Raw genomic sequence first — 25,220 nt, forward strand, 5'->3', positions numbered from 1 at the left:
CAAAGGTACTTCAGGGTGTTAGCGAATTAAAATTCTATCGTTTAAAACCCTTTTTTTTACTTTGAAATGAAAGATTTTCTTAAAAAATCGATGAATTGCGTCATTTAGCTGTTTGCATTTAAATCATCAAAATTGCTTATATTTCTATCTATGGATAATATTAGTATAGATTCTTACCGGGTTGATGGCCCAACAAAACTTTCTGACCGTTCTACTAATGTTGATTTTGGGTTGGAGAACAAAGCTCTAAAGAAAGAGCTAAAAGAGGTTAGTGAAGAACTTGCCTCTTTTCAAGATACTTTGTACGCACATGGTAAATACGGAGTACTAGTATGTTTACAAGGAATGGACACGGCAGGTAAAGATAGTTTGATACGTGAAGTTTTTAAAGAACTAAATGCACGTGGTGTAGAGGTGCATAGTTTTAAAGTACCCACATCATTAGAGTTGAATCATGATTATTTATGGAGACATTATATCGCACTACCAGAACGTGGAAAATTTAGTGTTTTTAATCGAACCCATTATGAAAATGTCTTGGTCACCAAAGTTCACCCGCAATATATTTTGGGAGAGAATATTCCAGGTGTGGATAGCGTAGAAGATATAAATGAAGCGTTTTGGGAAAGAAGATATAGACAGATTAATGATTTTGAACGACACATTGTGGAAAATGGTACCCTAATCTTTAAATTCTTTTTGCATCTTTCAAAAGAAGAACAACGTCAACGTTTATTAAGACGACTAGAACTAAAACAAAAGAATTGGAAATTTTCCCCTGGTGATTTAAAAGAACGAAAACTTTGGAATCAATATCAGGTTTGTTATGAAGAGGCCATCAATAAAACCTCAAAACCCCATGCACCTTGGTACATTATTCCAGCAGACAATAAAAAAGCAGCACGTGTTTTAGTTGCTTCCATTTTATTACAATCGTTAAAAAAATACAAAGATGTTCAAGAGCCAGAGCTTGATGATGAAATAAAGTCTAATTTAGAAATCTTTAAACAAGAATTAGAAAAAGAAAAAGAATGAGAATTACGCTCCTAATTACACTTTTTGCCATAAGTAGTATTTTTTCGCAAACGGAAGATGAAAGGCAAATGAAGGCAATTTACGATATGGCCCTGACAGAAGGTAAAGCCTACGATTGGCTCAATTATTTATCAAATCAAATAGGGGGTCGACTATCTGGTTCAGTGCAGGCTCAGCAAGCTGTTGAATACACACAAAATCAATTGGACTCTTTGGGATTGGATAGGGTTTGGTTGCAGCCTGTGATGGTGCCAAAATGGGTGAGAGGCACGCCTGAATTTGCCTATATAGAAACCAAACCGGGTCTAACCACTAATGTCCCTATTTGTGCCTTGGGGGGGTCTGTTGCTACACCAGATGTAGGAATCAAAGCCAATGTTATAGAAGTTAACGGAATAGAAGATTTAGAAAAACTTGGCTCAGAAAAAATTAAGGGTAAAATAGTGTTTTATAACCGCCCAATGGACCCTACTGAAATCAGTACTTTTAGTGCTTATTCTGGTTGTGTAAATCAGCGTTATTCGGGTGCAGCTGAAGCTGGCAAATACGGAGCTATAGGAATTATTGTACGTTCTATGAATCTTAGATTAGATGATTATCCGCATACAGGATCCATGAGTTATGGTGATACACCAGTTCAAAACCGAATTCCTGCTGCGGCAATAAGTACGAAAGGTGCTGATTTATTGAGTACAACCCTTCAGTTAAACCCTGAGATTAACTTTTATTTTAAACAGAACTGTAAACAGTTTGATGATGTTGAGTCTTATAATGTTATTGGTGAGATAAAAGGATCGACGTACCCAAATGAAATTATGGTCGTAGGTGGTCATTTAGATTCTTGGGATTTGGGAGATGGTTCACATGATGATGGAGCAGGCGTTGTGCAAAGTATGGATGTACTTCGTTTGATTAAAGCTAGTGGGTATCAGCCTCAACGAACTATTCGTGTGGTTTTGTTCATGAATGAAGAAAACGGTCTTAGGGGTGGTAATAAATATGCAGAAGTGGCGAAAAGTAAAAATGAAAATCATGTTTTCGCATTGGAAAGTGATGCAGGTGGATTCACTCCTCGCGGATTTTCTTTTGATTGTTCTGATGAAGATTTTGCTCAGGTTGAAGGTTGGAAAAAACTTTTTGAACCCTATTTAATACATATGTTTATAAAGGGAGGTAGTGGCGCTGATATTGGACCTTTAAAAGACGAAGGTTTGGTTTTGGCAGGCTTACGGCCAGACTCTCAGCGCTATTTTGATCATCATCATGCAGAAAATGATACTTTTGAGCATGTGAATAAACGTGAACTAGAGCTTGGTGCTGCTACAATGACCAGTTTAATTTATTTAGTAGATAAATATGGTTTCGGAGTTCAAAAGAAGGTCAAGGGCTAAATAATTAACCACTTTTTCGTTTTTGAATCTATTCTAATTGATTATTATGTTCTTATAATTTATTTCATAAGGCTCCCCACAATGAGCTTGTAAACATATACATCTGTTTGAAGGAACGTCACCTTGCTCGGTCTATTTTTAGGCTAGATGTTCACTTTTAGATGAGTTATAGTATATGTGAATTTTTTGCTATTCATAGTAAAGCACTACCTTTGCCGCTTAATAAAAATGAGCAAAATGCAAGACGGTATATACGCAAAATTTAATACAACAAAAGGTGAGATTTTAGTTAAATTAACTCATGATAAAACACCTGGTACGGTGGGTAATTTTGTTGCTTTAGCTGAGGGTAATATGGAAAATGAGGCAAAACCACAAGGTAATCCTTACTACGACGGTCTTAAATTTCATAGAGTGATTCCAGATTTTATGATTCAAGGCGGATGTCCACAAGGGACTGGAACGGGTAGTCCCGGATATCAGTTTGATGATGAGTTTCATCCAGACTTAAACCATTCAGAACCTGGTGTACTTTCTATGGCCAATGCTGGACCCGGCACTAACGGGAGTCAATTTTTTATCACCCACGTACCTACACCTTGGTTAGACAATAAACATACCGTTTTTGGTCATGTTGAGAGTGGACAGGAAGTTGTTGATATAGTTGACCAAGGTGATGTCATTGAAAGTCTTGAGATAATTAGAGTAGGAGAGGAAGCCGAAAAGTTTACAGCAATTGAATCTTTTAGAACTTTTGAAGGTGCCAGAGAAAAAAGGATATCAGAGCAAAAAGCACAAGCCGAGGCTGCCATGGAAGAACTAGCTGCTGGCTTTGATAAGACCGAATCTGGGTTACGCTACAAGATGATACAGACCGGTTCTGGCGTAAAAGCTGAAAAAGGGAAAACAGTATCTGTTCATTATGAGGGAAGCCTACCCGATGGTCAAATATTTGATTCTTCGTTTAAAAGAAACAAGCCTATTGATTTTCAATTAGGTGTCGGCCAAGTGATTTCTGGTTGGGATGAAGGTATTGCATTATTAAAAGTCGGTGATAAAGCACGTTTTGTGATTCCTTCGCATCTTGGTTATGGAAGAGCTGGTGCCGGCGGTGTTATTCCTCCAGATGCCACTCTAATATTTGATGTCGAATTAATGGACGTAAAATAAAGACGAAATCAGTGTTTAGAAAACCTGTTTATGAGTTGTTCATAGCTACTAAATAATAAAAAGCCTTCTTATTAGGGGCTTTTTTATTTTGCCCTATTCACGCTCAAGAACAACAGAAATAAGTTGATAGCGAGCAAGAAAAGTAAAATCGTAAAAAAAGTATTCATTGGATTGTGGTTATTTAGAGTGAAAGAATCTTTCACTTATAACAATTAAACGGAGAAAAACCCTACTTATTTTTTAGAACCACTAACACTTATAAATAAAAGTGCCAAATTGATGGCAAGTAGGCTTAAAAGAATACCCAAAAAAGTAATCATGTTGTGTTAATTTAAGGGGGAAACTAAAATTGTTTAACTTTTAGACGCTAAAATCTATTTTAGTTGCGCAAACCTTCAACAAAATACAAACAAAAAGCCCCCAACTAAAAAGTGGGGGCTTTCATATAAAAAAGTGTGCTGTTAACCTTAATCTATAACTTGTACATTTACGGCGTTCAATCCTTTTTTACCTTGCTGTAGTTCGAATTCTACATTGTCACCTTCTCTAATCTCATCGATTAAACCTGAAATGTGTACGAAGTGATCTGTGTTTGAACCTTCTTCAGTAATAAAGCCATAGCCCTTAGAATCATTGAAGAATTTTACTGTTCCTTTACTCATAATAAAAAATAAAAATTAATTTGAGCTGCAAAGGTACGTTTAATTTGTTGACAATGAATCACTTTATGTTAATTTTTGGTAAAATTTAGGTTGTCGGGTCAGGCGTCATCCTCAAATAGGGCTTAATTACATCGACTCCTTTATCGAAGATTTCTTTTGCCTCAGCAGTAGGAATAGCAGGACTTACGACTACATCTTCACCATTTTTCCAATTGGCAGGTGTAGCTACTTTATGATAAGCAGTTAACTGCAAAGAGTCAATTACTCGCAATAGCTCATGAAAATTACGACCTGTTGAGGCAGGATAAGTCAAAATCAATTTTATAGTCTTATCGGGTGCGATAATAAATACCGAACGAACTGTCAAATTATTATCAGCCTTTGGGTGAATCATATCATATAAATCAGAAACTTTTCTATCTTCATCAGCAACAATAGGAAAGTTGACCGTTGTTTTTTGAGTTTCATTAATGTCCTTTATCCATTCGTTATGAGAGTTGGTGCCATCAACACTTAGTGCCATCATTTTTACTTTACGTTTGTCAAACTCTACTTTAAATTTAGCAGCAGTACCTAACTCGGTCGTGCAAACTGGAGTGAAATCCGCTGGATGTGAAAATAATATGCCCCAACCATCACTTAAATAATCATAAAAATTTAGTGTTCCTTGCGAAGTTTCTGCCGTAAAATCTGGTGCTGTATCGCCCAATCGTAATGTTGCCATTTTTCTTGATTTTTGATTTATAAATTTGAATACTCTATAAAATTAGTGGATTAAAAACCTAAGATGATTTTATAGCGGTTAAAAATCTATTAAAATTTTGTTTCAAACTATGATTTTGATCAGTTTAAAAAACAAAGTTTGGTATTTTTATGCATGGAAAAATACAACTTAGAAGAATTACGCTACCCTATTGGAAAATATAAAATTCCTAGTCCTATTTCCGAAGACCAATTGTCAGAATGGATATCAATTTTAGAGCATTTACCGCAACGTTTGAGTAATATGGTAAGTGGACTTTCCGAAACACAATTAAATACTCCATACCGACCACAAGGTTGGTCAGTAAGGCAATTGGTGCACCATATTTCTGATAGCCATCATCATAGTTATATTCGATTTAAATGGGCACTGACAGAAGATAACCCTATAATTAAACCGTATTTTGAAAAAGAATGGTCAAATCTTTTTGATGCTAAAATAGCGCCAATTCAAATGTCATTAAATCATTTAAGTGCTGTGCATGCAAAATTGGTTTATTTATTAAAAGGACTTTCTCAAGAAGATTTACAGCGCAAATTCACTCATCCTGATGGAAATGAAGAATCAACTTTAAAAGAGAACATTGGTAGGTATGCTTGGCATGGTACCCATCACCTCACCCATATTGAGAATTTAATTAATAGGGAAGGCTGGTAATTATACTTTTTTAGCCATCAACCACATTTCTTTTTCTTTCTCAAGCACATGGGGAAGTTCAATAAAGGCTTCCTGAACAATTTGGTAGCCATGTTTTTTATAAAACTGTAGTGGCTTGCCTTTTTTCATAGCATATAGCCAAACCAATTCTTTTTGATGTGTTTGTGCTAAGTTATTGACAAACTCTAGTGCTTTTGTTCCAATACCAGATGCTGAATATGCCTTTAAAAGGTATATTTTATTGATAAGCAGGTTGTTAGGTGATAAAAAGAAGCCTTCTTTGGCATTTAAGGTCACATTTAGAATACCAAGGTCCGTTCCGTCTGTTGTAATAATATAGAGAAGTTGAAGAGGGTCTCTTAGCGCATTGTATATAGGTTCTTTGGTTAGAAAAGCATTTATAAAAGGTGTTGGGTCAGAATTTTTCCAAAGATGTAAATAATGTTCTTTATATGATTGAACACCTACATTTATATATCGAGTTAGATTTTCTGTAGTAACTGATATGAAATTGATGTTCATATTGAAATTCAATTAGCTTCTCCACCTTCTGGACCGTAAAAGATGACCCATGTAGAAAAGTCTTCAGTAAAATTTTCAAAACGATGGTTCACACCAGCAGGAACAAAAAGAAAATCACCAGGAGCAAAAGTGGTCTTATTATTTCCATTTATAAACTCACCAGTGCCAGAGACGACGACATAAACTTCGTCGCGAGAGTGGGGCTGTTGTAAATCAAATTTTTCTGGCTTGTAGATTTCTAATGATAAGGTTCCATGTTCGAACAACTTCAAAAATTGGCTACTTTGATTGGTAAGCTTTTGTAAAGCCTCTTCAGGATTTATTTTCATGACTAATTCATCACCCATTTAATATTGCAACCAATACTAGGTTTTTGGTTTTCTGAAATGGTTTTTCCCATCAATAGATTGTCCAAAGCATTTCTTAAATCATTGCCGGTTAAAGGAATTCCGTTACCCGGCCTTGAATCATCTAATTGACCGCGATAAACCAAATCTAAATCATCATTGAACAAATAGAAGTCTGGAGTACAAGCTGCATCATAGTTTTTAGCAATTATTTGGGTTTTATCATATAAATATGGAAAAGAATACCCTGCTTTTTTTGCCGTTTTGGCCATTAAATGTGGGGCATCTTGTGGATAGTTTTCTACATCATTACTTGAGATTGCAATAAAACCAATACCCTTTTTCTGATATTCGTCCCCTAGTTTAGCTAGCTCTGGGTTTACGTGTATTACAAAAGGGCAATGGTTACAAATGAACATAATGACTGTTCCTTTTTCTCCTTTTGATTCTTGTAGACTCAAGGTTTGTTCACTTACCGTATCGAACAATGAGAAGTCAGGGGCTTTAGTGCCTAAAGGCAGCATATTACTCGGTGTACGTGCCATATCATAACAATTTAGCTTCAAACTAAAGTACTTCGGTCAACTTTGTTTCTATAAATTAATTATTGATTTGATTTAAGTGATTATTGACACCCGTCATTTGCCAATGTCCTAAACTAATTGGAATGTTACCTATAGTATTCAATTGATCGAAAAAGTCTTTAAGTCGAAATTCTTTACTTTCAGCTTCTTTCATTTTTGCAAAATCAGCCATTGCAGATTCCATTAAGTACTTTCCTGTAATATAACTGGTTCCGTACCCAGGTTGCCTGAGATACAGATGCTGTTCAAATATTAAAAGTTCTTTTTCCGTTTTCATCCATCCTCTAGGCGTAAATTCAGAATGGATTCCGCCCGCTTCTTCCATGGTCATTTGATTAGCATGAGCATATAAAGAGCCAAGACCTCGTGCGGCACGTTGTGCAATCATAATATAAACAATTTCTCGAACCCTAGGATTATCGTCATAAAGCCCTGCATCCATAAAAATTTCTTCCACACCGGTTGCCATACCTTCATTTCTAGAATCAAAAATATTATAGAGCAACGCACCTTTTCTAATCTCGCTTTGATGGGGTTCGATATCCATTCTAGCAAGTTCAAACCAATGGTAAAAATGTGAGTATAAAGGCCCGGCGTGATAATGCCTTCCTATTTCAAAAAAGTTTCGTTTTTCTTCAGGGATAAAAGTTCCTAGGTGGGCATAAAGTGCAGGTTTAAAATAATCTTTTACCGTTACAATGTCTTCGACTGCCAGAAACTGCAGTAAATCATCGGCTGCTTTTTCGGTCATTTCTTGAAATTCTTCGGGGTTTGAAGCAGCCTTAAGCTTGGGTAAGTTTCTATTACGGTGTTCCTCTAATTTTAAAGCGGACCAGGCTCTTGCTAATTCACGCTTTAAAAGTTGTACTTCATCTTCCCAAGTCATGGGAACCAAATGAACATTTTGTAGATACCAAGTGTAGTTTTCCTTACCTATGCCCGAAGGCCCTGTTTTTTTCTCTCCCTCTTTTTCAAGCCAATTGGCCAGCTCATTAGTGGCTTCTATTGCAGTATCAATAGCTTTGATGAGCTTTTTGTCCGTTTTGAGATATTCCCATTCACGAATAGCTTTTAGATTCTTTGATTGGTTTTTGATATCTCTGATTCCTGTAACCCACAAATCTCTTGCATTACCAGTTAAATTTTGTTTTGCTTGTCGATAGAATTCTGGAATTTTATTTAAATCAGTCAAGAGCTTTTCTCTTGATGGATTATCGAGCGGAAAATCATAAGTCCATATCTCAATAGTAGTGTGATTTGTAGGGCCTTCATGTGCTGGTACGTCACTGCGGCTCATCCATATAACTTTGTAAAAGGCAGGATCGCGGACCCAAGGTTTTAATATCTTATGATTGAAATCATAACCGTTCATTTCGGCTCGTACAATATGCCAATCTACTCTTTGGGCGATTGACCAATCGGTAGTATCTATTTTAACTAATTTAGTTTCTAAAGCTTTAAACGTGGGCCAACGTTTCTCAAAAGATTCAAGAGAATAGTCTGGAACCCCGTTTAATTTAGGAGGGTTTTCAAATGTTCGCCATTCTTTGAAAAGATTAACGAGTTCCTCATGTGAATTGATAGAAGGGTCGTCATTGGTTGAAAAACCAAAGAGTAATATGGGAACCAAAATAATTGTCGCCAATAAATAAAACTGTTTCATTTTACTTTTTTGTTTGTCAAAACAAGCTTGTTCTTGTTTAGTTTCAAAAAGATAAGAAATTAATTAAACCTGAGAAGTTGATAATTCTGGTTTTTTTCTCAAGCACGAATCAAAGTTACTAGAAAGCTCACTTAATTATATAATATCCGATTCAGAAAAAGTTGCATTATATTGCTTGTTGTAAAATTTTACTTTTTGGAGCAACTCATAGATAACGTCCATATCAATTTTGATTCAAATACTCTTTGGACGTTAAATGTTGCTTTAGCTTTAGTGATGTTTGGCATAGCTCTTGAAATTTCTGTAAGCGATTTCAAACAACTAATTCGAAGTCCAAAATTGGTAATTACTGGGGTTTTTAGCCAGTTTGTTTTATTGCCCTTAATAACCTATTTATTAGTCTTGATTACTAATCCTATTCCCAGTATTGCTTTAGGTATGTTTATGGTGGCTGCCTGCCCGGGCGGTAATATTTCTAATTTTATTACGCACTTAGCTAAGGGTAACGCTGCATTATCAGTTACCTTAACAGCAATAGCGACCCTCTTAGCTATTTTTATGACGCCCATGAATTTACAGTTTTGGGGAAGCTTATATGAGCCTACAGGGGCAATTTTAACTGAAGTTGACATAGCACCACTAAAAATGATAAAACTCGTCTCTTTATTATTAGGGCTACCACTAGTATTGGGTATGTGGGTTAATTATATGAGACCTGTTTTTGCAAAGACAATGTCTAGATATTTTAAGCTGGGTTCTTTGGTGTTTTTTGTGGCGCTAATTTTTTTGGCATTATACAAAAACAGGGGTGTTTTTTTAGACTATGTTTTTTATGTGTTTTGGTTGGTAGTTCTGCATAATATCGTTGCCTTTTTAAGTGGCTATTCTCTGGCAAGGCTTATGGGTTTTTCTAGAAACAATGTTCGGAGTATTACTATCGAAACAGGAATACAGAATTCTGGTTTAGGACTTCTTCTAATTTTTACTTTTTTCGATGGATTGGGCGGAATGGCAATTTTGACGGCTTTTTGGGGAATTTGGCATTTGGTATCAGGGCTTGTTTTGGCAGGAGTTTGGAGCTATGAACCTAATAAAAAGGAAAAATTAGTTTGAAAAGGCTGGTGTATTATCTTATTAAATATTGGATATCTCTAGGGCTTTTTTCCTACTATAAGAAGATAAAGATTGTAGGAATTGAAAATATTCCTAAAGACAAACCAATACTTTTTTTGTCAAACCATCAAAATGCACTTTTGGACATATTATTGATTGCCATCAATTGTTCAAGAAAGCCTTACTTTTTGGCGCGAGCAGATATTTTTAAAAATCATTTTTTTAGACCTTTTTTTTACTTCTTGCAAATGTTACCCGTATATCGGCTGAGGGACGGTAAGTCGTCGCTGTTAAAGAATGAAGTGATTTTTAATAAGTGTGGTGAACTGCTCAATGAAGGTAAAGCTATCTTACTTTTTCCTGAGGCAAATCATAACTTGAAACGACGGGTAAGACCTCTAAGTAAAGGCTTTACACGCATACTTTTTAGTGCACTCAATACAAATCCTAATTTGGATGTCCATATTATACCTATCGGGCAAAATTATCAAACTCCAACTGAAATGGGTGATAGAGCAGCCCTGAATTTTGGAAAACCTATACGAGTTAAAGATTTTCTGAATGTTTCTGAAAAAGAAACCATAAAAACAGAAGTTGCAAAAAGAATAGAAGTTTTGACCACTCATATTGAAGATGAATTACAATACGGGGTCATTGTCAAAAAGTTAGCGTTACAGTATGTTGATTATCTGTATCCTAAGAAAATTAATGCGTTTCTAAAAGGTAGTATAGAAATTAAAAATCTTCCAAAATATCAACCTTCGGTTTTATTAACCTTAACACGAGGAATATTTTATTTGATTAACCTACCCCAGGTATTTCTGTGGCGAATATTACTAAAGCCTAAAGTACCCGAAGCAGAATTCATGGGAACTTTTCGGTTTGGTTATTGTATGGTGGCATACCCATTTTTTTATACCATAGCCATAGCCGTTTCGATATATACCTATAATGTAAAAACAGCATGTCTTATTGTTATTGGACATGCTGTTTTGAATTTGGCACTTGTTAAATTTGGTATTGCTACATCATACCACAGAAGAAAATAGTATTATAAGCAGTTTGTTCGTATCATCCCAAAATACGTTGAAATTAGTGTTCGTAATCTCGAGGATTTTTCGTTCCTATTACTGTAATTTAGTAGGTTTTGGACGGTTTATCGTTACTTCGAGATTAGTTCTATCTGTAACTCTCACATCAAAAAATCTTGTTTAGGTAATTTGAATTGGCAGCTCTAAAAATAAAAAACGACCTGAGTAAACAGGTCGTTTGTTCCAATAATTTTAATCTTTGGTATTAAATGTCATCAAAATCTACATCTGTAAAGTTACCAGAAGTAGTGCCATTTTCCTCTGTTGAATCTTTCGGTTCTTCTTCTTTTTTGAAATCTTTTTGGTGACGCTCTGATATTACCTCGGTACCTTTTTCATCAATAATATAATCCATCATTTCTTCCATTATATCCTTAAAGGCATGAAAATCTTCTTTGTACAGATAAATCTTGTGCTTTTTGTAATGAAAAGAACCGTCGTCGTGTGTGAATTTTTTACTTTCAGTGATTGTCAAATAATAATCTCCCGCCTTAGTACTTCTGACATCAAAAAAATAGGTTCTTCTGCCAGCCCTTAAGACTTTGGAGTAAATTTCTTCCTGATCCATTAAATCTTTTTCACTCATAATAGGTTTAGTGTTTAAATAGGGGAAACTTGATTATTCTACCAAAAATGTAAAAAAAAAGCTAATTCAGCAACTTTTTCCTTATTCTTTCTCTGTAAGCTGGTCAAGGTAAAGTTGTTTATAGTAACCCTCAATATTGTTTAATTCTTCATGATTACCTTCTTGTATAATTTCACCATGATCTAGTATAATAATTTTATCTGCATTCTTAGCAGATGAAACCCTATGGCTTACTATAAGAGTAGTTTTGTGCTGAGAAGCCTGTTTTAGATTTTTCAGAATTTCTTCTTCAGTTTCGGTATCTACGGCAGACAAACAATCATCAAAAAGATAAATATTTGGATCTTTTAAAAGTGCCCTGGCAATTGAAACTCTTTGTTTTTGTCCTCCACTTAGGGTAATACCTCTTTCTCCTAAAATAGTATTGTATTGATTGGTAAAATCAATAATATTATCATGCACAACAGCACTTTTGGCGACAGTCTCAATCTCTGCTTTTGTGGCATCTTCTTTTCCAAATCTAATGTTATTTTCAATAGTATCTGAAAATAAGAAAGCATCTTGCGGTACGGCACCAATAGCGTTACGAAGACTATTCAGGTTTAGTTTCTTAATTGGGATGTCATCAATTAAAATTTCTCCTTCTGAAACATCATATAGTCTGGCTACCAAATCAAGAATTGTTGATTTACCAGCTCCTGTTTTTCCTAAAAAAGCCACCGTTTCACCCGCTTCTATGATAAATGAAATGCTTTTTAGAGCTGTAATATTAGTATCCTCATAAGTAAAGGAAACGTTTTTGAATTCAATTTTTCCGGTAACCAAAGTATTTTCAAGAACCTCATTTTTGATGGTTGGTTGTTCTTTCAAAAATTCGTTGATACGCTTTTGAGATGCTTCTGCCCTTTGCACAATTGAAGTTAACCAGCCAACTACGGCAACCGGCCATGTTAACATATTCACATAGAGTATAAACTCAGCAATAATGCCTAATCCAATTTTACCATCTATGTATTGTTTTCCACCGATGTATATTACAAATAGGTTGCTAATACCAATTAATAAAATCATTAATGGAAAAAACCAGGCATTTACTTTAGCCAAATCCATGCTGGTGTTTTTGCCCTCTATTGCCAGATCAGTAAGGTCGTTATTTATCGTACCTTCTAAATTATATGCTTTTATTACTGAAACTCCAGAAAATGACTCTTGGGTGAAGGTGGATAATGTAGAGAGATATTCTTGAACTTTGGTACTTCTCTTGTGAATAATCTTACTAATTTGATAAATTAGTATTGACAGAATAGGCAATGGTATCAAAGTATAAAATGCAATAGTCGGCGCTTTTATGAACATTAGGGGAATTAGACAAACAAATAAAGTCAAAGTTTGAATGCCATACATAATTGCAGGTCCTCCATACATGCGCACCTGGGTAACATCTTCACTAATTCTATTCATTAAATCACCAATGCGATTGCGTTTATAAAAATTGAGGTTTAAAAATTGATAATGGTCAAAAACTTCATTTTTTAAATCATATTCAATATACCTAGAGACATTAATGATAGTTTGTCGCATTAAAAAGGTGAAAAGACCAGATAATAAAGCTGCGCCTATAATAATCAAAATGTATTCAAAAAGTTGACCTTTTACTATACTGCCAGTAATATTTCCATCTAAATATTCTTTAATGCTATCAACCGACTTACTTACGTAAGAAGGCATGACAAGAGAGAAAACCCTCGCAACAATAGTTATAACAATACCTAAAAGTAATTTGAACCTGTACTTTTTAAAGTACTTGTTTAAGTGCCGAAGTTCTTGCATATAATGGTAAAGAAGTTTCTTGGTTTTTTGACAAGTTTCAAAGATATGGGTTTGAAGAACAAACTAATGTTATAAAACTGATAAGATAAAAAAGAAGCATAGGTCTAATAGAAATATAAGTTTACTTTTGCTGCTGTGAAAATTGACCAATCTTCTAAAGTTCTTTAAAATGCTTACAAGACGGCATATTCGTGTTAAAGTCATGCAATGCATTTATGCATTGATTCAATCAAAAGATAACTCTCTTGAAAAGCAAGAGAAATTCTTAAAAGTAAGTATAGAAAATACTTATACTTTGTATCTGTTAATGTTGAGTTTATTGATTGAATTGCATCAGATGGCTAACAAACATGTAGCACATGCTTCAAAAAAATACTTAGCCGATAACAATGACTATCCTGATAAAGAAAAATTTGTGAATAATAGATTATTGGTTCAATTAACCAATAACAAAGCTATAAAGATAGTTTTGGGCAATAAAAAAATTCAAAATTGGTATTTAAATGAAGAATATGTCAAAATAATTTATAGAGATGTTATGTCTAGCGAAGTTTACGACCAGTATATGACTTCAAAAACCGATACTTATGAAAGTGATTTAGAACTAATAATTTCTCTTTTCAAAGATACGATTGCTCCCAATGAAAAAATCTATGAATATTTTGAAGATGATAAATTGACATGGGTAGATGATATACCCATAGTCAATACCTTTTTGGTTAAACGTTTAAAAAAAGCGAGCCCGAATATTAAAAGCAACTTTTTCACTCCAGCTTTGTTAAAAGATGAACAAGACAAGGTTTTTGCAAATGACCTTTTGACCAAGACCCTATTGAATAATGAAAAATGGGAAAAAGAGATTGAAGGAAAAACACCTAATTGGGATAAGGATAGAATAGCTGAAATTGATTACATCTTGTTAAAAATGGCAATCTGTGAGCTACTGAATTTCTCATCAATTCCAGAGAAGGTTACTATCAATGAATATTTAGAAATTGCAAAAGAATACTCGACACCTAAGAGCAGTATCTTTATCAATGGAATTTTAGATAAGTTGGTAAAAGAATACAAATCGAATGGAAAGCTCCAGAAAGTAGGTAGGGGCTTACTTTAATATAGAATTCATTATTTTTGTCTAAATAAAAAAATCTAAAAATGAGAAGAACAGTAACTGCCTTGAGTGTAATCGCACTTTTGTTTATTTCAATGTCTTGTAAAGACAAAGCCACTACGAAAATTGTAGCTGACAATGTAGAAACTGCATCAGAGAGAGATGAGGTTGCCAAAAAAGTACCTGTAATGTCATTTGACAAAAGAGAACATGACTTTGGTTCAATTGTAGTAGGAACACCTCAAGAAACCACTTTCACCTTTACCAATACCGGTGATGCACCATTGATTATCACTGATGCCAAAAGCAGCTGTGGTTGCACCGTGCCTCAATATCCGAAGAATACACCCGTTGCCCCTGGAGCAACTGGCGAGATGGTAGTAAAGTTTAACGGTTCTGGGCAAAACCAAGTAACAAAAACGATTACTGTTACGGCCAATACCGAAAAAGGTTCTGAATTGTTGAGAATCAAAGCTTTTGTTAATCCTAAAGGTGCTGCGCCAGCTGGCCCAGTGAAGAGCTAAGAATTTTATATGGAAGGATTAGGACAGTTTTTTCCGCTGATATTGATTTTTGTTGTAGCGTATTTTTTTATGATACGTCCGCAAATGAAGCGTCAGAAAGATGAAAAGAAGTTTGCCGCAGAATTAAAAAAAGGAGATAAAATTATTACAAAAAGTGGATTACATGGTAAGGTGGTCGATTTGAACGAAAAAGATGGCTCATGTGTTATTGAGACTATGGCCGGTCGATTGAAGTTTGATAAAAGTGCTATATCCATGGAAATGAGTAGAAAACTAAATCCTGCTCCCGTCAAAAAATAATATCAGATTTGATATTTTAGAAAAGCACCTGAACCATCAGGTGCTTTTTTTATCGATATTTGTCATTAAGGCCTTTACCTTGTTCAATAAGTGGTATTGATTTTTCAAGGCGGCTCAATTTTGTTTTTTCTTGCTTAGCCGTTTGAATATATTCACAATATTCATTTTGCTTGTAGATGGTCAAATTTTTAAAAGAAGCTTCTAAAGCTTTATTTTTTTTAAGGGCTTCTAATAACAATGACGGAATTTCGGCAGCTTTTGGCTTCTTCTTTACGGCCGCTAATACTTTTCCTTGTTTTTGATTTGTAATAGCCTCTTTTATATAACCTAAAACAATTTTTTTGTCAATTTCTTTAATTGATTCAAATTTCCAATGACGCATAGCCATAGTCTTTCCTTCTTGTGCGTTTTGTAATACTTTTTTAGGGTCTTTTAAAAAAGTACCATTAAAGAACCAAATGCCAAAATGGTTTTTAAATTTGCAGATGGCAAAAACGTTTTTACCCGCTACGGTATATGTTGGAAACTGCCATTTATAAGTCTCTTCAACATTGGTGCTGAGGGCCAGTTCGCGTAAAAGACCAATAGCACCTCTGTAGTGGTGCTCTTCATTAAAGTACTTTTCCAATTTTTCAGACTTATCCATGATTTAGTAGTTAATCGTTATTGGCAATTCAAAACTTCTCAGCTGTAAGTTCGCAAATTTTAACGATAGTTTTGACCGCTTTTTGCATACTCTCTAATGGCACGTATTCATATTTTCCATGAAAATTATGTCCTCCAGCAAAAATGTTTGGACAGGGTAGCCCCATAAAGCTTAGTTGAGAACCATCGGTGCCACCTCTTATAGGTTTAATATTAGGTTCAATACCCAATTGCATCATGGCCTCTTCTGCAATTTCAACAATATGAAAAGCGGGCTCAATCTTTTCTTTCATATTAAAGTATTGATCCTTGATTTCAAAAGTTACCGATTCTGGATATTTTTTATTGAGTTTTTCTGAAATGTCCATTATCAAGTCTTTTCGAGCTTGAAAGTGAACTTCATCATGATCCCGAATAATCAATTCAATTTCAGCGTGTTCAATTTCTCCCTTTATATGGTACACATGAAAAAAGCCTTCCCTGTCTTCTGTGGTTTCTGGAGTTTCTCTATTCGGTAGTAAGCTTAAAAATTGATTGGCCAGGCCTATGGCATTTATCATTTTGTTTTTAGCATACCCAGGATGAACACTTTTACCTTTAAAGGTTATCGTTGCACTGGCAGCATTAAAATTTTCATACTCTAACTCCCCAATTTGGCTGCCATCCATAGTATATGCCCATTCAGCACCAAATTTCTCAACATCAAATTTATGGGCGCCTCTTCCAATTTCTTCGTCAGGGGTAAAGCCTATTCTGATTTTGCCATGTTTGATTTCAGGATGGGCCACTAAATATTCCATTGCGGTAATAATCTCTGCTATACCTGCTTTATCATCTGCTCCAAGTAATGTTGTTCCATCGGTAGTTATTAAAGTCTGTCCATGGTACTGCAATAGATCTTCGAAATAATTAGGTGAAAGCACAATGTTTTTTGTAGAATTCAAAACAATGTCACTACCGTCATAATTTTCTATAATTTTTGGACGCACTTTGAAACCGGTAAAATCGGGGGTGGTGTCAAAATGAGAGATAAAACCTATAGTAGGAATTTTTTTATCGATATTACTTGGCAGTGTTGCCATGATATAGGCATTTTCATCAATAGAAACCTCTTGCATTCCAATTTGATGAAGCTCTAACACTAATTTTTTTGCTAAAACCCATTGTTTGTCTGTGCTAGGTGTTGTATTTGATTTTGGGTCACTTTGTGTGTCTATGCCAACATATTCTAAAAATCTGGGTAGTAGTTTTTCCATAAAAAGTGCTTTTCATCAAAAATAATGTTTATTCAATCGTAATAATTCGAAACCATGCTTTTCAGTAAGTATATTTAAGATATAAATTGGAATTCATTTGATAAGAAAATTACTATTTGTACTTATTCTTTTTATTACAAACCTTTCTTTTGGGCAAGAAGATTGCTATCTGGGTATAGGTGGAAAAGACGATGTTGTAATTACCGAGGTTTTTCAACTCTCAGAAGAACAGGTTGAAAATCTTCGCAATTGGGGTGCTGAATTAGAATTTAGAAATGAGATTTTTAAGATAAAAGCAAAAAAATTACTAAAGAATCATGGGCAAGCTTCTCCAGAGGACCTATTAAGAATGTCATATGATTATAAAGCTATTCTAGACAGTATGGCCGCGAATATGCGCTTATTGGATAAAAGAATGTTAGGGACATTCAATAACAAGCAATACAATTTGTATATCATGCTTTGCAATCAATTATCACGTAGCCCTATCTATACAACCAGGTCAGTTAACGAATAATTCACTTTTTTCATAGTACTTTTTCTAGAGTTTTTATTTTTACAGAAAATAAGTGTTAATGTACAAGTTTGTTATCCGCCCTATTATGTTTTTACTTGATGCGGAGACTGCCCATTACTTTTCGTTTACCATAATTCGTTTTTTTTCAAGAATTGGCTTTGGTCCAGTTTTTAGAAAACTATTTGTTATTAATGACGAAAGACTGCAACGTGAGGTATTCGGATTAAAGTTTAATAACCCTATAGGTCTGGCAGCAGGTTTTGATAAAGATGCCAAATTGTACAATGAATTTTCAGATTTTGGTTTTGGTTTTATTGAAATAGGAACCTTGACTCCAAAGCCCCAGGCTGGAAATCCTAAAAAAAGATTATTTCGATTATTAGATGACGACGCCATTATTAATCGAATGGGTTTTAACAATAGTGGTGTATTTGATGCTGTTGAAAGACTAAAAAAGAAACATCGGGTATTGGTTGGTGGTAATATTGGAAAGAATAAGGTTACTGCCAATAAAGACGCTGTAAAGGATTATCTGATATGTTTTGATGCACTTTTTGACCATGTTGATTATTTTGTGGTCAACGTAAGCTCTCCCAACACACCTGGTCTGAGGGAACTTCAAGATAAGAAACCGCTTACAGATATTTTGAAGAAGTTAAAAAGAGCTAACACCAAAAATGCCAATGCAAACAAAACCAAAGAGAAGCCTATTCTGCTTAAGATTGCACCTGATTTGACCAATAATCAGCTATTGGATATTATTGATATCGTAAAGACAACTAAAATTGATGGTATTATCGCAACAAATACAACTATATCGCGTAAACGATTAAAATCTCATCTTACATTAGCAGAGGAAAAGGGAGGGTTGAGTGGTAAACCATTGGCCCCTAGAAGTACTGAGGTAATCCAATTTTTATCAGAAAAGAGTAATAAAGCATTTCCGATTATAGGGGTAGGGGGTATTCATTCAGCAAGTGATGCCATCGAGAAATTGGAAGCCGGTGCAGATTTGATACAACTATATACAGGGTTTGTATATGAAGGTCCCAGTTTGCTAAAACAAATCAATAAAGCTATATTGAAAAAGGAACTCTAAGTCCTTTTAAAATGAAATGTATAGCTTTTTTTCTTCTCCTAACTTTTCCCGTTTGTGGTTTTTCTCAAACTGATAAAGAACCAAAAACCGCTTTTACAAAAATGTATTTACCGGTTTGGCTTGAAGCTAAAGAACATTGTTTGGATGTTGCCAGGACCATGCCTGAAAATTTATATGGGTATCGTCCTACATCTAAAAGTAAATCATTTGCAGAGCAAATGGTACATATAGGTTATACGATTGAATTACTGACCAAGCGGTATGTACAAGGTATGGTAGTAAAACCCAATACACCTGATGCCTCTAAAATGAACAAAGTTGAAATCATTAAATTATTGGAAACAGGATTTGATTATACTACTTCAGTTATACATACCATTGAACAAGAAGAACTTGATGAGACTTGTGTGATGTACCATAGCTGTAATACCGTAAGCAGGGCTTTTGCGTTTTTCTATGTGCAAGACCATATGGCCAACCATAGGGCAAAATCAAACTTATATTTGCGAATGAACAATATCAAACCACCTGAATATACGTGGTGATTTATTTTGTCCAATAATCTACAACCGTCACATCTTCAATGTAAGGTGAAGCAACTTCAACAAATGCCTTGTGGTCAGAATGTGGAAGATAAATGGCTCTATCAGCTTCCGTTTTAAAAGTAACAAAAAAGCAATGTGTCAGACCTTTGTTTAGTCCTTCAGGACTATTATTCAATCCCCATTCGTAATCTTGTATCTCTTTGATTTTAGATGGCAATGCATTAAAAGCATCCTCGATTTCTTTTAATTTTTCTACAGAAGTTTCGTCTTTGAATTTAAAGAGCACCACATGGCGTAGAAGACTATCGGATTCTTGTTGTTTGATTGATTCTGAAGCTTCCGACGAATTAGAATCATTAAAGGTCATAAATGCGAAAGACACACAAATGGCAGCTGCAACAGTGAAAATAAAAAGCGTATTTTTTTTCATAATTATTTTTTAGTAGAAACTAAGAGAAAGATACGATAGTTAATGTTGCTATCAGTCACATCAAAAGAATATTAACGCTTCAAACTAAAATGACTCTTAAATTCTTTTATTTCACCAAGGCTATTGGTGTAGGTCAATTTGAACCAATAATCGCTTGATGGCAAAGGTTTTCCATTCGTTGTACCATTCCAGCCAGAGTCATTCTCATAAGTGGTGAGCAATACACCGAACCGGTCGAAAATTTTGATTTCCGAATTGTTAAGTTCAGAGAGCCCAAAAATTTTCCAAGTATCATTTATCCCATCGCCATTTGGAGTAAAAAATCTTGGGTAATCCACAATTAAAAAGTCTTTACTGATAACACTACAACCATAAACATCAGTCACATAAGCAGTATATTCTCCAGCAGCTAAGCCACCGAAGATTTGGTTTTCTGAAAAATCCATAGTATCCACTGCAAAACGATAGGGCGAGTTTCCCTCGGCACGCAATTCTACAATACCTTCATTAGAAAAAATATCACTTAATACAAGAACTTCGAAAACTATAGGGGGTTCGCTACTAATAACATGGGTAGACAAAATAGTTTCACAACCAAACTCAATGTTCCGTGCTATTGTAAAATAGGAGCCTGTTTCTGATGCCACTAAATTTGGGTTGGTTTCACTAGCAATCAGGTTTTTTTCAAGAACAGCATCTTTATACCATTGAAATGAGTATAAATCAGGCGATAGGCCCGTATCCAATTCTGGTCTTGGTGCTATAGGTTGACCCTGAGTATCTAGGCAAAGAACATATTCATCTTTCAAAACCGATAGAAAATTTAGGTTTCGAACGTTTACTGAAAAAGAAATGGTTTCAAAACAGCTGGTACCTGAAGAGATACGTGCATAAATGATGATTTCTTGGGTTCGTTGAAAAGTGTAAGCTTGCGGTGCTCTAATCTCGTTTATAAATTCTTGTGCATCAGATAGTTCGGTAAAATAGTGGACACCATAAATTTCTGGATTCTGACCCCCCATAATAAGTGGTGTATTAAGCGTTAAATCCACAACAGGTAAATCTAAATCATCATCACTAAACGTACAGGCGTCTAAATCTAAAGGAGGACTTTCAATGGTCGGTGGTGTAATAAATTCTAGCTCTATTCTTCCTTTTGAAACACATTGGGGAGAAAACTCTACCTCTACTGCGAAACTAATGTCATCAGAAACTGTAATGATGGCAACATCGTCATATTGGGTAAGACGTTCACCATTACTATACCACCGGTAATGCTGTGCTCCAACAGAAGTCGCATCGAGGGTGTAGACATCCCCTATGCATAATGGGTTGCCTTGACTTATGGTTCTATCTTCTCCAAGTGAAACATCTAGAGAAAAACTATCTCCCTCTAAAAAAACAGCTGAATCTAGTGCAATGTCGAGATTATCGGCAATAACAAGCTTAATAGTATACGATTCACCAGGTATGACTTCAGACTTAGCGGTTAGACTCTTGGTTTGTCCAGTCATAGAAATACTTGAGTTTGACCCGTTTATACCACCAAAAAAATCTTCATTTCTCGGTTCACAAACATCAGGGACCCCGGGACGCACTGAAGTGGCGGATACGGTACTGTTTGAATTGGGCACAATAGCCAAATTCTTTGAATTGCCATTCGAATCGGTCAGTATAAAGGCGAAAGAATCTGAAAATTCACATTGATAGTCTTCGCTATATTCTTCGGAGGCAAACAGAAAATTGAAACTAAAACTATTTGTTAGGGGTACAAAATCAAATTGGATATATGTTGCATTGAAAAGGTTTGCTATTCGAGCTATCGACTTTAAATCCTCATCCCCTGGCCATTCCAACACTCCAGAGTCTTTGATATCATCATTTGGTCCAACAGCGTCAATGGCATAACCAGTTGAAAGAACGATTCCTTCTGCGTACGGAAAACGCGACTCCTCCTTGTTAAAATATCCTATTCCATTGATACCAAAATCGGTTCCGGTAAAAGAGCGATAGTTTGAAGTTTCAGCACAATTAGAGTTCACCAAAACATCTTTGACCAATTCTGCAACGGTGAAATCTTCTGAAACGCTAATCTGTTGTGCGAATGACAAAAAAGAAAATAAATAAAACACAGTGCAAAAAAACCTTCTCACCACCTCAAATATTAATTACAGTAATCTACTTTGTTTTCAATCAACTTTTCTAAATATAATTGTATTTTTCCAAACTGCATTAAGCTAATGTTTTAAAGGGTCATTTACCCATTTTTTATGCAATTGACCTACTATTATTAAGCAGTAGCTTTACAATAGGCTGTTTTTTTGTTTCTACCTATTTTTGGATATCGTAAAATGAATTTTGAAGTTTTAATAGGGTTTACTTTTGCAACCGTCGTTCTTGCAATTTCTCCAGGACCGGATAATATTTTTGTCATGGTTCAGAGTATGGCCAATGGTAAAAAATACGGCCTTGCGACCGTTGCTGGTCTAATGACAGGTTGCCTTGTTCATACTACTTTATTGGCTTTTGGGGTATCTGCGCTAATTAAAGAAAACGAGTCCTTATTTTTTACCATCAAACTTTTTGGAGCGGTGTACCTGCTATTTTTAAGTTATAAGGTTTTTAAAAGTAGCCCCAAAATTGACTTTTCTCAACAAAGTAGCCCAAAGAAAGGTTTGATGAACTTATTTCAGACCGGTTTTTGGATGAATGTATTGAACCCTAAAGTCACTATATTTTTTTTGGCATTTTTCCCAGGTTTTCTTTTTAGTGAAAGTTTGGATACTGTTGTTCAATTTTATGTTTTAGGTTTTTTGTTTATCATAGTGTCCTCATTGGTTTTTGGAACTATTGCCATTCTTGCCGGAAGTATTTCTAATTACGTGCTGAAAAACCCAAAGTCAGGGTTGTTTTTAAAATGGCTGCAAATAATAGTTTTTATTGCCATTGCACTTTACTTATTGCTTTCAGGGAAATAGTACTAATTTTATAAAATGTCTGAGGATAAGGTAAAAGTAATTGAATGTCCGAGAGATGCTATGCAAGGTATCAAGACCTTCATTCCTACCGAACAAAAAGTCAAGTATATCCAATCGTTATTGGGATGTGGATTTGACACCATAGATTTTGGAAGTTTTGTTTCGCCCAAAGCCATTCCACAAATGATTGATACGGCCGATGTGCTGTATCAATTGGACCTAACTAAAACCAATAGTAAGTTGTTGGCGATTGTTGCAAATGTGAGAGGCGCTTCAGATGCTTGTAAGCATAAGGCTATTGATTACTTGGGTTATCCTTTCTCTATTTCCGAGAATTTTCAGATGCGGAATACACATAAAACAATTGCCCAGTCTGTAGAGACCTTGAAAGAGATTTTAGCTATTGCCTCTGATGCCAAAAAAGAAGTGGTCACGTACATTTCAATGGGATTTGGGAATCCTTATGGAGACCCATGGAGTGTTGAGGTAGTTGGAGAATGGACTGAGAAATTAGCCGGAATGGGAGTAAAAATTTTATCGTTATCCGACACGGTTGGTACTTCAACTCCTGAGGTAATAGATTATTTGTTCTCTAATTTAATTCCAAAATATCCTGAAATCGAATTTGGCGCCCATTTACATACCACACCGACCAGATGGCACGAAAAAGTTGATGCAGCTTATAAGGCAGGCTGTAGGCGTTTTGATGGTGCGGTTCAGGGTTTTGGTGGCTGCCCTATGGCAAAAGATGAGCTTACCGGCAATATGCCAACCGAAAAAATGCTTTCTTATTTTACACAAGAAAAAGCTGATTCTGGCGTGAATTGGCTGGTCTTTGAAGCTGCTTACAATAAGGCCACCGAATTATTTTCGGTTTACCATTGATGATTTTTCCGTAAATCTGATATTACCCAAATGTTAAATATGCTTCTTTATTTAAAATAAGTCTAAATAAAATTTGCAAGTTAATTTGAGCTGGATATATTTGCCAAACATAATTATTTATAATAAGTCTAAATAAATTTAACTTAAAAATGAAGAAATTTGCATTCGCCTTGATGGCATTAACAAGTATGGTATTTATAGCCTGTGATTCAGATGATGATGATATGCCAGAGGTAGTGGCTACATGTTCAGATAACATCCAAAATGGAGATGAAACTGGAGTAGATTGTGGCGGTAGTTCTTGCACGCCCTGCGAAACTGCCGCTGAAATTCCTGCAAATTATGTTTTTGCAAGAGACGGAGAGTCTACAGTAAGTTTTAGCGGACAAACCACCCGATTGTTTATGGCCAATGAAATTTTAGGAAAATTTAAAGATCCTTCATCTACCGTAGGGGAAATACAAGCAATGTTCGCACACGCTGAGGGAGCTGATGATTTCGCTGATAGTGATTTAAATACTTCTGATAAAAATGTAAAAAGCAAAACAGCAGGTTCTTTTGATTACTTTTCAAACGACCCTGTAACACAAGCAAGTGTTCGTGCGGATTTTGATGCGTATATCACAGAGCAAGTGAATGATGTATTCCCAAATTGGAATGAGGTCGCAACTGAAGGTAGTGCCGGTCAGCTGCCTGATGGTTCCTCAACTAGATATGTGAATGCTAACGGTCTGGAATTGGACCAGGCTTTCAATAAAGGATTGATAGGTGCTTTTGTTGGCGATCAAATATTAAATAATTATACGAGTCCTGCCCAACTTTCAAGATTTGAAGATGATAACGATAATGATGTCATTGTCGATGGGAAAACGTATACGGATATGGAGCATGATTGGGATGAGGCATATGGTTATGCTTTTGGGGTGGTATCTGACACGGAGAACCCTATTGCGAACATTGATGATCTAGACGCTACGGACAAGTTCTTGGCGAAGTATATCAAGAGAGCAGAAAACGACCCCACATTTACCGGTATTGCTCAAGATATTTTTGATGCCTACAAAGTAGGGCGTACTGCGATAATCAATAAAGATTATGATGAACGTAATAGACAAACTGATATTTTAAGAGAGGCTATTGCTAAAGTTATTGCAATAAGATCGGTTTTCTATCTGCAGGCAGGTAAAACTAAAATCGAAGCATCTGGTGAGCCAGGTGATATTTTTCATGATTTATCAGAAGGCTTTGGTTTCATTTATAGTTTACAGTTTACAAGAAGGCCAGGTGCTGAAGATGCATATTTTACAAGAACGGAAACATTAGATTTTCTTAATCAGATTTATGCGAACAATACCAATGGATTTTGGAATGTAACCCCAGAAACATTAGATGAAGTGTCAGAAGCAATTGCAGTAAGATTTGATTTTACCGTTGCTGATGCAGCGGATAGCAACAATTAAAATCTAAATAGTAAAGAAAGGGCAGAATTGTTTGAAAAAACAACTGCTCTTTTGGT

The 25,220-nt window shown here is 35.3% G+C and carries 27 protein-coding genes; 15 read left to right on the forward strand and 12 right to left on the reverse strand.

Annotated features, from left to right (window positions below):
* Window positions 1-150: 150 nt before the first annotated feature.
* From RM706_RS14270 to RM706_RS14280, 3 genes are all read left to right on the forward strand, one after another.
* On the forward strand, window positions 151-1,035 hold the full coding sequence (locus tag RM706_RS14270) for a PPK2 family polyphosphate kinase (protein WP_311352727.1): 885 nt from the start codon (window positions 151-153) through the stop codon (window positions 1,033-1,035).
* The gene (locus RM706_RS14275) at window positions 1,032-2,426 is read left to right on the forward strand and encodes a M20/M25/M40 family metallo-hydrolase (RefSeq protein WP_311352729.1); all 1,395 of its coding nucleotides are present in this window, start codon (window positions 1,032-1,034) and stop codon (window positions 2,424-2,426) included. The genes RM706_RS14270 and RM706_RS14275 overlap by 4 nt, the downstream gene beginning before the upstream one ends.
* 237 nt (window positions 2,427-2,663) lie before the next feature.
* A complete protein-coding gene (locus RM706_RS14280; protein ID WP_311352731.1) occupies window positions 2,664-3,596 on the forward strand; it encodes a peptidylprolyl isomerase in 933 nt (310 codons plus the stop codon).
* 467 nt (window positions 3,597-4,063) lie between these two features.
* On the opposite strand, the gene RM706_RS14285 is transcribed toward RM706_RS14280, so the two are convergent.
* The gene (locus RM706_RS14285) at window positions 4,064-4,258 is read right to left on the reverse strand and encodes a cold-shock protein (protein WP_311352733.1); all 195 of its coding nucleotides are present in this window, start codon (window positions 4,256-4,258) and stop codon (window positions 4,064-4,066) included.
* An 85-nt stretch (window positions 4,259-4,343) separates the two neighbouring features.
* Window positions 4,344-4,982: a peroxiredoxin gene (locus RM706_RS14290; protein ID WP_311352735.1), complete on the reverse strand. Its 639-nt coding sequence runs from the start codon at window positions 4,980-4,982 to the stop codon at window positions 4,344-4,346.
* Window positions 4,983-5,135: 153 nt separating this feature from the next.
* Between RM706_RS14290 and RM706_RS14295 the strand changes: the two genes are divergently transcribed.
* Window positions 5,136-5,678: a YfiT family bacillithiol transferase gene (locus tag RM706_RS14295; protein ID WP_311352737.1), complete on the forward strand. Its 543-nt coding sequence runs from the start codon at window positions 5,136-5,138 to the stop codon at window positions 5,676-5,678.
* Here RM706_RS14295 and RM706_RS14300 read toward each other — a convergent pair whose 3' ends face one another.
* Genes RM706_RS14300 through RM706_RS14315 form a run of 4 tightly spaced genes read right to left on the reverse strand, consistent with a single transcriptional unit; the run spans window position 5,679 to window position 8,794 of the window.
* On the reverse strand, window positions 5,679-6,200 hold the full coding sequence (locus RM706_RS14300) for a GNAT family N-acetyltransferase (RefSeq protein ID WP_311352739.1): 522 nt from the start codon (window positions 6,198-6,200) through the stop codon (window positions 5,679-5,681).
* Between the two features lie 8 nt (window positions 6,201-6,208).
* Window positions 6,209-6,547, reverse strand: coding sequence for a cupin domain-containing protein (locus tag RM706_RS14305; RefSeq protein WP_311352741.1), 339 nt, complete (start codon window positions 6,545-6,547; stop codon window positions 6,209-6,211).
* On the reverse strand, window positions 6,532-7,092 hold the full coding sequence (locus RM706_RS14310) for a thioredoxin family protein (RefSeq protein WP_311352743.1): 561 nt from the start codon (window positions 7,090-7,092) through the stop codon (window positions 6,532-6,534). Before RM706_RS14310 ends, RM706_RS14305 begins: the two co-directional genes overlap by 16 nt.
* Before the next feature lie 55 nt (window positions 7,093-7,147).
* A complete protein-coding gene (locus tag RM706_RS14315) occupies window positions 7,148-8,794 on the reverse strand; it encodes a DUF885 family protein (protein ID WP_311352745.1) in 1,647 nt (548 codons plus the stop codon).
* 195 nt (window positions 8,795-8,989) lie between these two features.
* On the opposite strand from RM706_RS14315, the gene RM706_RS14320 reads away from it, so the two are divergent.
* A complete protein-coding gene (locus RM706_RS14320; RefSeq protein ID WP_311352747.1) occupies window positions 8,990-9,907 on the forward strand; it encodes a bile acid:sodium symporter family protein in 918 nt (305 codons plus the stop codon).
* Between the two features lie 8 nt (window positions 9,908-9,915).
* Complete coding sequence (locus RM706_RS14325; protein ID WP_311353010.1) at window positions 9,916-10,956, forward strand: lysophospholipid acyltransferase family protein; 1,041 nt, start codon at window positions 9,916-9,918, stop codon at window positions 10,954-10,956.
* A gap of 247 nt (window positions 10,957-11,203) precedes the next feature.
* Here the strand turns inward: RM706_RS14325 and RM706_RS14330 are convergent, their stop codons facing one another.
* Entirely contained in the window at window positions 11,204-11,584 is a 381-nt protein-coding gene (locus tag RM706_RS14330) for a PUR family DNA/RNA-binding protein (protein WP_311352749.1), read from the reverse strand.
* An 81-nt stretch (window positions 11,585-11,665) separates the two neighbouring features.
* On the reverse strand, window positions 11,666-13,414 hold the full coding sequence (locus RM706_RS14335; protein ID WP_311352751.1) for an ABC transporter ATP-binding protein: 1,749 nt from the start codon (window positions 13,412-13,414) through the stop codon (window positions 11,666-11,668).
* 169 nt (window positions 13,415-13,583) lie between these two features.
* On the opposite strand from RM706_RS14335, the gene nusB reads away from it, so the two are divergent.
* The 3 genes from nusB to yajC are packed head-to-tail and all read left to right on the forward strand — an operon-like array spanning window position 13,584 to window position 15,349.
* Window positions 13,584-14,528: a transcription antitermination factor NusB gene (gene nusB, locus RM706_RS14340; RefSeq protein ID WP_311352753.1), complete on the forward strand. Its 945-nt coding sequence runs from the start codon at window positions 13,584-13,586 to the stop codon at window positions 14,526-14,528.
* A 41-nt stretch (window positions 14,529-14,569) separates the two neighbouring features.
* A complete protein-coding gene (locus tag RM706_RS14345; RefSeq protein ID WP_311352755.1) occupies window positions 14,570-15,049 on the forward strand; it encodes a DUF1573 domain-containing protein in 480 nt (159 codons plus the stop codon).
* Between the two features lie 9 nt (window positions 15,050-15,058).
* Window positions 15,059-15,349 (forward strand): preprotein translocase subunit YajC, encoded by a 291-nt coding sequence (gene yajC / locus RM706_RS14350; protein ID WP_311352757.1) that lies wholly within the window; start codon window positions 15,059-15,061, stop codon window positions 15,347-15,349.
* 49 nt (window positions 15,350-15,398) lie between these two features.
* Here the strand turns inward: yajC and RM706_RS14355 are convergent, their stop codons facing one another.
* Both RM706_RS14355 and pepT read right to left on the reverse strand, forming a co-directional pair.
* Window positions 15,399-15,995 (reverse strand): YdeI/OmpD-associated family protein, encoded by a 597-nt coding sequence (locus RM706_RS14355; RefSeq protein WP_311352759.1) that lies wholly within the window; start codon window positions 15,993-15,995, stop codon window positions 15,399-15,401.
* A gap of 28 nt (window positions 15,996-16,023) precedes the next feature.
* On the reverse strand, window positions 16,024-17,250 hold the full coding sequence (gene pepT / locus RM706_RS14360; protein ID WP_311352761.1) for a peptidase T: 1,227 nt from the start codon (window positions 17,248-17,250) through the stop codon (window positions 16,024-16,026).
* A gap of 97 nt (window positions 17,251-17,347) precedes the next feature.
* Between pepT and RM706_RS14365 the strand changes: the two genes are divergently transcribed.
* From RM706_RS14365 to RM706_RS14375, 3 genes are read left to right on the forward strand one after another with little or no spacing between them, the layout of a single operon-like run.
* Window positions 17,348-17,767 (forward strand): hypothetical protein, encoded by a 420-nt coding sequence (locus RM706_RS14365; protein ID WP_311352763.1) that lies wholly within the window; start codon window positions 17,348-17,350, stop codon window positions 17,765-17,767.
* Window positions 17,768-17,825: 58 nt separating this feature from the next.
* Entirely contained in the window at window positions 17,826-18,866 is a 1,041-nt protein-coding gene (locus RM706_RS14370; RefSeq protein WP_311352765.1) for a quinone-dependent dihydroorotate dehydrogenase, read from the forward strand.
* Between the two features lie 11 nt (window positions 18,867-18,877).
* Window positions 18,878-19,411, forward strand: a complete 534-nt coding sequence (locus RM706_RS14375; RefSeq protein ID WP_311352766.1) for a DinB family protein — start codon at window positions 18,878-18,880, stop codon at window positions 19,409-19,411.
* Between the two features lies 1 nt (window position 19,412).
* Here the strand turns inward: RM706_RS14375 and RM706_RS14380 are convergent, their stop codons facing one another.
* Together RM706_RS14380 and RM706_RS14385 are read right to left on the reverse strand one after the other, a co-directional pair.
* Complete coding sequence (locus RM706_RS14380) at window positions 19,413-19,841, reverse strand: Dabb family protein (protein WP_311352768.1); 429 nt, start codon at window positions 19,839-19,841, stop codon at window positions 19,413-19,415.
* 71 nt (window positions 19,842-19,912) lie between these two features.
* The gene (locus RM706_RS14385) at window positions 19,913-21,994 is read right to left on the reverse strand and encodes a choice-of-anchor L domain-containing protein (RefSeq protein ID WP_311352770.1); all 2,082 of its coding nucleotides are present in this window, start codon (window positions 21,992-21,994) and stop codon (window positions 19,913-19,915) included.
* 198 nt (window positions 21,995-22,192) lie between these two features.
* Here RM706_RS14385 and RM706_RS14390 point away from each other — a divergent pair, with 198 nt between their 5' ends.
* The 3 genes from RM706_RS14390 (at window position 22,193) to RM706_RS14400 (ending at window position 25,164) form a co-directional block, all read left to right on the forward strand.
* Window positions 22,193-22,819, forward strand: coding sequence for a LysE family translocator (locus RM706_RS14390; protein WP_311352772.1), 627 nt, complete (start codon window positions 22,193-22,195; stop codon window positions 22,817-22,819).
* 15 nt (window positions 22,820-22,834) lie between these two features.
* Entirely contained in the window at window positions 22,835-23,704 is an 870-nt protein-coding gene (locus RM706_RS14395; RefSeq protein WP_311352774.1) for a hydroxymethylglutaryl-CoA lyase, read from the forward strand.
* Between the two features lie 149 nt (window positions 23,705-23,853).
* Window positions 23,854-25,164: a DUF4856 domain-containing protein gene (locus RM706_RS14400; protein ID WP_311352776.1), complete on the forward strand. Its 1,311-nt coding sequence runs from the start codon at window positions 23,854-23,856 to the stop codon at window positions 25,162-25,164.
* Window positions 25,165-25,220 lie beyond the last annotated feature (56 nt).

Source organism: Croceitalea rosinachiae, assembly GCF_031846445.1.
Taxonomy (GTDB): domain Bacteria; phylum Bacteroidota; class Bacteroidia; order Flavobacteriales; family Flavobacteriaceae; genus Croceitalea; species Croceitalea rosinachiae.

Coding starts and splice junctions, on each gene's coding strand:
- RM706_RS14270 (WP_311352727.1), top strand. CDS start 151: ATGGATAATATTAGTATAGATTCTTACCGGGTTGATGGCCCAACAAAA.
- RM706_RS14275 (WP_311352729.1), top strand. CDS start 1,032: ATGAGAATTACGCTCCTAATTACACTTTTTGCCATAAGTAGTATTTTT.
- RM706_RS14280 (WP_311352731.1), top strand. CDS start 2,664: ATGCAAGACGGTATATACGCAAAATTTAATACAACAAAAGGTGAGATT.
- RM706_RS14285 (WP_311352733.1), bottom strand. CDS start 4,258: ATGAGTAAAGGAACAGTAAAATTCTTCAATGATTCTAAGGGCTATGGC.
- RM706_RS14290 (WP_311352735.1), bottom strand. CDS start 4,982: ATGGCAACATTACGATTGGGCGATACAGCACCAGATTTTACGGCAGAA.
- RM706_RS14295 (WP_311352737.1), top strand. CDS start 5,136: ATGGAAAAATACAACTTAGAAGAATTACGCTACCCTATTGGAAAATAT.
- RM706_RS14300 (WP_311352739.1), bottom strand. CDS start 6,200: ATGAACATCAATTTCATATCAGTTACTACAGAAAATCTAACTCGATAT.
- RM706_RS14305 (WP_311352741.1), bottom strand. CDS start 6,547: ATGGGTGATGAATTAGTCATGAAAATAAATCCTGAAGAGGCTTTACAA.
- RM706_RS14310 (WP_311352743.1), bottom strand. CDS start 7,092: ATGGCACGTACACCGAGTAATATGCTGCCTTTAGGCACTAAAGCCCCT.
- RM706_RS14315 (WP_311352745.1), bottom strand. CDS start 8,794: ATGAAACAGTTTTATTTATTGGCGACAATTATTTTGGTTCCCATATTA.
- RM706_RS14330 (WP_311352749.1), bottom strand. CDS start 11,584: ATGAGTGAAAAAGATTTAATGGATCAGGAAGAAATTTACTCCAAAGTC.
- RM706_RS14335 (WP_311352751.1), bottom strand. CDS start 13,414: ATGCAAGAACTTCGGCACTTAAACAAGTACTTTAAAAAGTACAGGTTC.
- nusB (WP_311352753.1), top strand. CDS start 13,584: ATGCTTACAAGACGGCATATTCGTGTTAAAGTCATGCAATGCATTTAT.
- RM706_RS14345 (WP_311352755.1), top strand. CDS start 14,570: ATGAGAAGAACAGTAACTGCCTTGAGTGTAATCGCACTTTTGTTTATT.
- yajC (WP_311352757.1), top strand. CDS start 15,059: ATGGAAGGATTAGGACAGTTTTTTCCGCTGATATTGATTTTTGTTGTA.
- RM706_RS14355 (WP_311352759.1), bottom strand. CDS start 15,995: ATGGATAAGTCTGAAAAATTGGAAAAGTACTTTAATGAAGAGCACCAC.
- pepT (WP_311352761.1), bottom strand. CDS start 17,250: ATGGAAAAACTACTACCCAGATTTTTAGAATATGTTGGCATAGACACA.
- RM706_RS14370 (WP_311352765.1), top strand. CDS start 17,826: ATGTACAAGTTTGTTATCCGCCCTATTATGTTTTTACTTGATGCGGAG.
- RM706_RS14375 (WP_311352766.1), top strand. CDS start 18,878: ATGAAATGTATAGCTTTTTTTCTTCTCCTAACTTTTCCCGTTTGTGGT.
- RM706_RS14380 (WP_311352768.1), bottom strand. CDS start 19,841: ATGAAAAAAAATACGCTTTTTATTTTCACTGTTGCAGCTGCCATTTGT.
- RM706_RS14390 (WP_311352772.1), top strand. CDS start 22,193: ATGAATTTTGAAGTTTTAATAGGGTTTACTTTTGCAACCGTCGTTCTT.
- RM706_RS14395 (WP_311352774.1), top strand. CDS start 22,835: ATGTCTGAGGATAAGGTAAAAGTAATTGAATGTCCGAGAGATGCTATG.
- RM706_RS14400 (WP_311352776.1), top strand. CDS start 23,854: ATGAAGAAATTTGCATTCGCCTTGATGGCATTAACAAGTATGGTATTT.